We start from the raw sequence: 8,230 nt of genomic DNA, 5'->3' as shown, positions 1-8,230 counted from the left end.
GACTGCACAACCTGGCCCTCGCTGGGTAAGCACCCACCTCGGCCCAAGTCCATCCCAGCCATGGCCCAACATGCGCTTACGGGACGTCGTTTAGTAGGGCTTGGTCAGGTCGGTATGGGGTCTGGCGTGTTGCGGTGACAGGTGGGGCAGGCGCCGGTCCAGACCGCGAGGAGTAGCTGCAGTTCGCGGGCGACTCGGTAGAGGCTCAGGCCGACGCCATCCCTTTTGGGGACTGAAGGTCCCCTCGTAGCGTGGAGTCCCTGTTGCCAGGGGAAGTTGAGGTTGTCAATCCCCTCGTTGTGTGGAGATCCTCTAAGCGGGCAGCTCCAGGGTGGAGTTGGCGCGGTGGTTGTGTTCGTAGTCGGTTGGGCTGCGGTACCCACATACGCTGTGTAGCCGCCGGGTGTTGTAGAACCCGGTGATCCACGTGGCGATCTTCAGCCGGGCCTCGGCGCGGGTGACGAACGTGTGCCGGTGGACGTACTCGACCTTGAGAACGCTGTTGAACGCTTCGCTGACGACGTTGATGCCCCTATGGATGTCAAGCTGCACCTGGCATCAGGGACTCCACGCTACGAGGGGATCTTCACATTCCACACTCGTGTAGGCCGGGAACAGCAAATGGCCCGCCTCAGCGGGGGTGTGAGGCGGGCCGCCTGGCGGCAGCGCTGTCCTGCTCAAACGAAGGAAAATCGCAGAACTGTGCCCCGACGGATGGTCGGTTCCACAACTGACCGGTTGCGGCGCCACCAAGATCATGAATCTTACACACCATGCACCGCGACGGTGTTACGGCAGGAGCTACCAAGTGGTAATTGATAGATCAATGACGACCTGCGTCACGTGTCGAGGAAGAATGAGCGTTCCACACATTGAGGTCTTTCAGCGTTGCCGCTCCAGGGTGAGGACGGCTGCTGCGATTGACGTCATTCGATTCGGGCTGCACCGCGCTCTTCGGAAGATCCGCCAGGCCTTCAGTCGTGCGACTCCGCGCTCGACCGGGCCCGCGCCTTGGACAGCGCCCGGTTGATGGTCAGTTGCGTGAGCGTCAGCTCGCCTCCCGCAGGCCGTCCGGCTGGTGTGGTCACCCAGGCGCCGGCACCGATGTAAGCGCGATCGGCCAGGATGGGCACCCCTTGACGCTCGCAGATCCTGATGATGCGGTGGGCCCGGGCCGCAGTGAGGTCGTGGCAGCGTCCCGGCAGGGCCGGGGACAGCCACAACACCTCGCCATGGGGGTCGGTGACCACCTGCACGTTCACCCCGTGCCAGCGGTGCTTGGCCGAGTAGTCGGCCCGGCCCTCGCCCAGGCGGTCGCACTTGGCCAGGGTGCCGTCGAGCAGGACGAACTCGGGGTCCGCCTCGCGCAGAGCGCGCAGCAGACCCGGGGCGCGGGCGGCCAGCAGCTCGATGACCGCGCTGGTGTAGGCGTGCGCGGTGCCGACCGAGATGCGGAAGCCGACCGCGATCTGCGCGAGGGGCTCGTGCTTGCGCAGGTACACCAGAGCGACCAGGGCACGCTGGTGCGGTGGGAGCTTGCAGCGGCGGTCACCCTCGCGGGTGACGATGAGCATGGTGACCCATTCGATGAGCGCATGGGGCAGGTCGAGCGCGGCAGGATGAGGGACCAACAAGGCTCCTGCGCCGATGGGTTGAGACGTCGAACACCTCCCTCAACGGCACGGGAGCCTTGTGCGTTGCGAGCAAGGTTGCCGTCACCCGATCGGTGGCCTCACTGAAAGACCTCAGTGTCTCGATGGCAGGCTTCGACGTGCTGACCACGCTGCGGCGGGCCGGCAGCCCCTTCCGTCGCACGTCGGGGCAGCTGGCCGACTCGGGGTTGATCAGTTCGGCCGGCATCACGCCGAGGATGGACCGGCTGGAGAAGGACGGGCTGATCGCGCGGGAGCGGGATCCGGACGATCGCCGAGTGGTCTACGCGCGGCTCACCGAGGAAGTCCTGGCGAAGGCCGACGCGCTGTTCGCGGAGCACCTGGCCAACGAGCAGCGCATGCTTGCTGCGCTGTCGCCCGTCGAGCGCCGGGGAGCTCGCGCGGTTGCTGGCGAAGCTGGAGAAGTCGATGTTCGACGCGGGAGAGACTGGCGAAGGCGCGTGATCCTGCCGGCCGCGGTCCGGTGCGGCCTGCTGTTCGGAGCTCGGCCACGATCCTCCGGATGTTTTGACTCAAAGATCCTTTATCAATTGGCCATTGTGGCTTTGTAAGCCGTCGCCCTCAAGGGCGTGAGCTGGCGTATTCATCACACTTACCTACCCTGTCCCCAAGTGCTTAAGGACTTATATTTCAAGATACGAGTCAGATCGCCTGCGTGGCACTCCTGAGAGGACTGCGATGCTTGCCAACGAGCTACTGATAGCGGGACGGTGGCGGCGCGGCCGCGGGGCCCCGATCGACACCGTGGATCCCGCCACCGGGCGATCCCTGGCCGTGATTCACACCGCTTCCCCCGAGGACGTGGAGGAGGCCGCGAAGGGAGCATTCCGCGCGGTCCGCAGCCCCTCCTGGCGCGGCTGGCACTTCCGCGAACCGGCCCGCCTGCTCAACCGCGTCACGGACCTGATCGAACGCGACGCAGCCTACCTGGCGGCCCTGCACACCTCGGACACAGGCAGCATCCGCACCGAGAGCCGCGCCCTGGTCCGCGCCGCCGCCAAGACATTCCGCCACGCGTCGGCCGCGGCCGAGACGACCCACAGCACGCTCAAGCCCGCCCGCTGGCCCTACGGCATGCTCGGCGTGCGCGAGCCCATCGGGGTCGTCGGTGCCATCACCTCCTGGAACTCCACGCTCGTCAGCGTTGCCCGAGCCATCGCTCCCGCGCTGGCTGCGGGCAACGCCGTACTGCTCAAGCCACACACATGGACTCCCCTGATCCCGTTTGCCCTCGCCAGACTCGTCGAGCAAGCAGGGTTTCCCGCCGGGCTGCTGTCCGTGCTGCCGGGCCGCGGGTACATCGTGGGCGACGCGATCGTGCGCCACCCCCTCGTCGGCAAGGTAGCCTTCACCGGCTCTGCCGGTACTGCGCGGGAGATCGCCCGCGCCGCCGCCGACAAGCTGATGCCCGTCGACCTGGAGCTCGGCGGCAACTCCCCGACTATCGTGTTCGAGGACGCCGACCTCGAACAGGCCCTGGTGGGTGCCCTGTCCGACATCCACTCCTCCAGCGGGCAATGCCGAACCGCCGACCCCCGGCTGTTCGTCGCCCGTTCCCGCTACGAGGAGTTCGTCGGCGAACTGGTGGTCCGTGCCCGCAGCCTGCGCCTCGGACCCGGCATCGCCCCCGGCACGCAGGTCGCACCGCTCGTCCATCACCGCCACCGCGACACAGTCGCCGCCTATGTGGACCTGGCGCGCAAGGACGGCGCCCGAGTGCTGTGCGGAGGCACGGCCCCCGAGGGACACCAATACCGAGAGGGTGCCTATTACCTGCCGACCGTCCTGGAAGGCCTGTCCCACAACTCACGGGTCTGTCGGGAGGAGATCCTCGGACCCGTCCTGGTCGCCCTGCCCTTCGACGACGAGGACGACCTGGTGATCCAGGCCGGCGACAGCGTCCGCGGCCTGGACTGCAGGCTATGGGCCCGCGACCACGCCAGGGCCTGGCGGGTGGCGGACCGCATCGAGGCCGGAAACGTGTGGATCAACACGCGCAGTCAGCCGGGCATCCCCACCCTGTCCGGCGGGACGAAGGCCGGCGGTGCCGACGGCGGGGATCCGGACCCGGAGGCCATTCGTGCCTACCAGCGTCGGCGCAGCCTGTGCTGGGCACCGGGATCGGCCCCGTTGCCTCGGCCGGTACCTGGCGGCGCCTCGCCGCGCCGGGACGGCGCCTCTACATGATCGTCCGGCTTCCCGCCGCCGGCACCCCGCACTCGGTAGCCGGCCCCGTCAGGCCGCCGCGCACTCACCTGCGGAGATGTCTCCATGGCTAGGTGGGACAAGGCCTCACCGACCGGACCGTCCTGGTCACCAGAGACGGTCCGGGCTTCGGCCCGGCCGTGGTCCGGCTTCTGCCGTCCGAGGACGCGGGTGCCGTCGGCCACGACTGTGTCTGGGCGGCTGGGGCCGAATCCGCCCTGGCCGCGGCCGGCGACCGGCCGCTCACCGCCGTGTACTCCGGAGCGGGCGGTGGCATCCTGCCGAAGCGTTCCTACAGGGGAGTACGTGAGCGTGTTCGAACTGGGTTTCATCCGGCAGGCCATCGGGCTGTTGCTGCGCTCGGCGGATGCGGGCGGGTTCCCCGCCGGGTTGCTGGTCGTGCGCGACGGAGCCGTGCTGGCCACGGTGACAAAGCCAGAGGGTGGGGTGATGTGATCCGAGTGCCCACGCGACCGTGGTCGCCGTCGGGGAGGCGTGCCGGGCGACAGGGTCGCACGGCCTGTCCGGTGCAGTGCTCTTCTCGTCGCTGGAGGTGTGCGTGCTGTGCTTCGCCGCGGCGCAATGGGCAGGCGTGGGCACTCTCGTGTACGCGCTACCGAAGGCCCCTTGGATGGTCGAGCGCGGGCACGACTTGCGGGAGCTGAACACGCGCAGCACCCGGCCCATCGAACTGATTCATGTGGCTGCGGCCGAACAGCGGGCCCTTTCGGTCGTCACGGAGTGGGTCCGCCGCAGGTGGGCCCGGACGGGGCTCCCCTGGCTCGACGAGCGCAGCAGGGGCGTACGCGCCACTCAGCCCGGTGCGGGTCCGATCGTCCCGCGCCCACAGCCGGTTGATGCACGGGCGTGATCCCTGCGTCACCGGGTGCCGCAATGCGGGTGATGCCCGCGGGCCGCCGTGCCGGGGGGACGGAGGAGGAGCCGGCACGGCGGTCCGGTCGGAGCCGTCGGACTACGCCGACGTCGGGTCCCGGAACGACGGGATCCCCTCTCTGTCCAAAATCCTGCCACCAGGGCCAGATTGCAGTCAATAATGGCGAACGACATTCTGCAATAATGAACACAGCCAGTACCCCAGAGTGCTGCTGATGGAGTGGGCCTGAGCACACGCTCAGGTGCCATGTACTGGCGCAAGTTGCTGGCGCGGGGTCAGGCGGACGTCAGCCGGGGCAGGCCTGCTTCACTGCGGTGCCCTGACACCGCCGACCCTGGGCGTGTTCAGCGTTGCGGTCACGGCTCACGGTCCGGGGGCGCCCAGAGTGGTCGAGCTACGTCGGGCCGGGGCTCTGGGCACCCACGACGCCCCACGTCTGGGCCGGGCTGCCGTCGAGGGCTTTGATGACCACGGAATCCGGCCCCGGGGCCACTACAGCGCTCACCGCGCCGTTCGCTGCCCCCCTGAGCACGAGAGCTCCGGGGGGCGTCAGGTCGAACTGTGCGCCGGAAACCGGCGTTGTGTTGCACGCGCTGATGGTGAGGCTCTGTCCGTCGCTGGCTTCCGGCGCCGCCAGGCACAGGTTCGGATCGGCTGCGCTGTGGAACGTACCGTCCGGTGCGCGGTTCCACTTCTGGGTCAGCGCGGTGGCGCACGAAGCGGTCACCACGGCATTTCCCGGCGCCGTCACGCCGTCGCGGACGTCCAGGCACTCCCCCGTCGCCGAGTTGCGCAGCGCGACCTGCACCACGGCGCCGGAGGTGGCCTGCGGGGCCGGTGCACCAGCCGTGACGCCCCCGCCGTTCTGCTGGATGGCGTAGGCCCCCGTCGCGAGCAGTGCCACGAGGGCGACGCCTGCGGCTTGAGGGCCCGCGAGCGACCTGCCACGCGCCGGCCGTCGGGCAGTGCTGTGGGTAGCGGCGTGTCGCTGAGTGGGGCCCTGGGTCCCAGCGTGCCGCGCCGTCCCGCTCTGCCCCGGGGGGGGAGCCGGCAGCAGGGATGACGAGGGTGTGAGGACAGGCATGCTGTTTGTGACTTGGGGGGCGCCGACGTCCTCGTCCACGCGGGACAACAGGGCCTGCACGCCCGCCTGGAGGTACTGTGCGGCGCCCCAGGGCAGGATGGCGTTGACCAGGGCGAGACGCAGCCAGCCGGGGTCCGCCAGGCCTCCTGCCGAGGTCCGGCACTGCGCGCATTCCAGGAAATGCCTGCCGAGCTGCGGGCTTCCGTTCGGGTTGCCGTACGGGGACGACGCCAGCAGGCTGCCGTACTGCAGGCACACCCCGTCGACGCCCCGGACCCGCAGTGCCTGCACATACCGCTCGTGCAGGCGGTTGCGGGCCTGGGCCAGCTGGCGCTGGGCGCCGCCCTGCCACTCCTGGGACGCCTCCGCCTCCACGTCGAGGTGCCACAGCAGGCGCTGGTCGGACTCGGGCAGGGCGACGAAGGCGTCATAGAGAGCAGCAGCCTGATCGGGGCCGAGCAGGCGGGCCGGGTCCGGTTCCCCGTCGAGCCAGGCGCGCAGCTGGGCGTTCACGTAGCCGACGCGGTCGTCCGTCTGCGCCCACTCGGCGGCCGTCTTCAGGATGGCGAGGAGGAGCTGGGGCCGCCAGGCGAAGAAGCGACCGTCCGAGGCTTTGACTTCGTCGATGAGCCGGGCGAACGCAGCCATCGCCATCCGGGTTCCCGCGTCCTGGTCCGCGACGCAGATTCCCGCGTACTGCAGCACTCGCTCCCAGTGCCGGTCGAACAGGACGCCGACAACGCGATCCGACCGGGGGCCCGCTATTTCCCCGCGCAGCATCTCCGTCAGCTCCGTGTCGGAGGGCGCGACAGTTGTTGGGGGTTGTGCGGAGCGCGGGCTCAACGGTCCTCCAGACGTGGTCAGACGACTCGGCGTCATTCCGCGAAAGGCATCGTCAGCCGGGCACGGGCCGCCCGTGATGCGAGCCGGGCCCAGGAGGGTGCCGTGTATGCGGGCAGCTTGCCGTGCCCACGCAGTCGAGAATAAATCATAGGAATAGCATTCATCAACAATGAACTTTGTTCACCATATGCGAGATGCTGGCCTTGCTGCCCGCGTCCGGGAGCCAAGGGAAACATCTAGTCGATCCGGCAAGCACTTCCGGCCACGGATGACTGGATGAACAGCGCGGAGCCGGGACGCGTAACGCGAGAGGGACCCTCGTGTCTCCCTGCATATCGACGCAACTCCCGGCGTCAGGAGATCGCATGAAACCCAGACATCACCAGCGTTCACCCCTGATCGGCCCGCTCTGCGTGCTCACCGCCGCAATGGCGCTGGCCGGCGTGGGCTTTGCAGTTCTCATACCGAATGCCCAGGCCGGAACCGGCTCGTCAGCACCGCAATCCGCCTTGTCGGCGGCGTCCGCGCAACCCCGACTGCGCTCGGCCCAGGAGGACACAGCCGCACAGAACCAGGCAAACGGGCCGGCCTTTGCAGACTTCGTGGACATCACCAAGGTGAGGCCCAACGTTCAGGAGCCTTCGCCGGGGCCGAACGCCTCCACCGGGACGTTCCAGTCCTCGTGCGGGGTCAACGCGGACCGCCACCTCAATCCGGACAACGTCATCGTCGCGCCGGGCGTGAGCAACGGCGCCCACCACATGCACGACTACGTCGGCAACCTGACGGTCGACGCCTTCTCCACCAACGCGAGCCTTGCAGCCTCCGACACGACGTGCACCAACAGTGACCAGTCGACCTACTACTGGCCGGTGCTGCGGCTGCGCTCGTCGTCGAGCGAGGTGGATCTGGACGCCCCGGGCGGCGGCCTGGACAACAACGACGGCACGATCCTGCACCCGGCGAGCGTGGACATCGTGATGAAGGGCAACCCGCTGTCGAAGGTCACCGCCATGCCCCGCTTCCTGCGGATCATCACCGGGGACGCCAAGGCGTTCAGCAAGGGCCCCGCCAACGCCAACGCCTCTTGGAGCTGCACCGGCTTCGAGGACCGCCAGCTCAAGTACAAGTACCCCCTGTGTCCCGCCGGCAGCAACGTGGTGCGCACGTTCGCGTTCCAAAGCTGCTGGGACGGCCGGAACATCGACAGCCAGGACCATCGCACCCACGTCGCCTTCGCCTCCCCCGAGGGCCAGTGCCCGGCCGGATTCGCGCCGATCCCCCAGCTGGTCGAGCGGATCACCTACGACGTGGGCGCGGACAACCAGCAGATCGCCGTGGACAGCTTCCCCGAAGAGGACCACAAGGCCGTGACCGATCACGGCGACTTCGTCAACGTGATGACCGCCGAGCTCATGAACAAGGCGGTGGACTGCATCAACAACGGCAGCAAGTGCGGCTGACACCGACCGGACGTACGCGCCGAGGTACGGCTGGGGCACGACGACCGCCCACGGGTCCACCTCCGCC

Annotated in this window: 5 protein-coding genes and 3 pseudogenes; 5 read left to right on the top strand and 3 right to left on the bottom strand. The window is 68.6% G+C overall.

Features of this window, described 5'->3' with window-relative positions:
- Positions 1-312: 312 nt before the first annotated feature.
- Positions 313-552, bottom strand: a complete 240-nt coding sequence (locus ABZ471_RS46465; RefSeq protein WP_359075204.1) for an integrase core domain-containing protein — start codon at positions 550-552, stop codon at positions 313-315.
- A gap of 330 nt (positions 553-882) precedes the next feature.
- A pseudogene (locus ABZ471_RS46460) lies at positions 883-1,631 on the bottom strand (transposase family protein).
- Positions 1,632-1,750: 119 nt separating this feature from the next.
- On the opposite strand from ABZ471_RS46460, the pseudogene ABZ471_RS46455 reads away from it, so the two are divergent.
- The 4 genes and pseudogenes from ABZ471_RS46455 to ABZ471_RS46440 all read left to right on the top strand — a co-directional run.
- Positions 1,751-2,117 (top strand): annotated as a pseudogene (locus tag ABZ471_RS46455) (MarR family transcriptional regulator); the annotation flags it as partial.
- A gap of 234 nt (positions 2,118-2,351) precedes the next feature.
- Positions 2,352-3,860, top strand: coding sequence for an aldehyde dehydrogenase family protein (locus tag ABZ471_RS46450; RefSeq protein WP_359075203.1), 1,509 nt, complete (start codon positions 2,352-2,354; stop codon positions 3,858-3,860).
- 324 nt (positions 3,861-4,184) lie between these two features.
- Entirely contained in the window at positions 4,185-4,334 is a 150-nt protein-coding gene (locus ABZ471_RS46445) for a hypothetical protein (RefSeq protein WP_359075202.1), read from the top strand.
- Positions 4,335-4,344: 10 nt separating this feature from the next.
- Positions 4,345-4,749: pseudogene (locus tag ABZ471_RS46440) on the top strand (hypothetical protein); the annotation flags it as partial.
- Positions 4,750-5,167: 418 nt separating this feature from the next.
- On the opposite strand, the gene ABZ471_RS46435 reads toward ABZ471_RS46440, so the two are convergent.
- Positions 5,168-6,637, bottom strand: a complete 1,470-nt coding sequence (locus tag ABZ471_RS46435) for an RICIN domain-containing protein (RefSeq protein ID WP_359075201.1) — start codon at positions 6,635-6,637, stop codon at positions 5,168-5,170.
- Positions 6,638-7,317: 680 nt separating this feature from the next.
- Between ABZ471_RS46435 and ABZ471_RS46430 the strand changes: the two genes are divergently transcribed.
- On the top strand, positions 7,318-8,163 hold the full coding sequence (locus ABZ471_RS46430) for a DUF1996 domain-containing protein (RefSeq protein WP_359075200.1): 846 nt from the start codon (positions 7,318-7,320) through the stop codon (positions 8,161-8,163).
- Positions 8,164-8,230: the final 67 nt, after the last annotated feature.

It is taken from the genome of Streptomyces sp. NPDC005728 (genome assembly GCF_040630895.1).
GTDB lineage: Bacteria > Actinomycetota > Actinomycetes > Streptomycetales > Streptomycetaceae > Streptomyces.
Note: the sequence above shows the minus strand (reverse complement) of the source record. Positions and strands in the feature narration are given on the sequence as shown.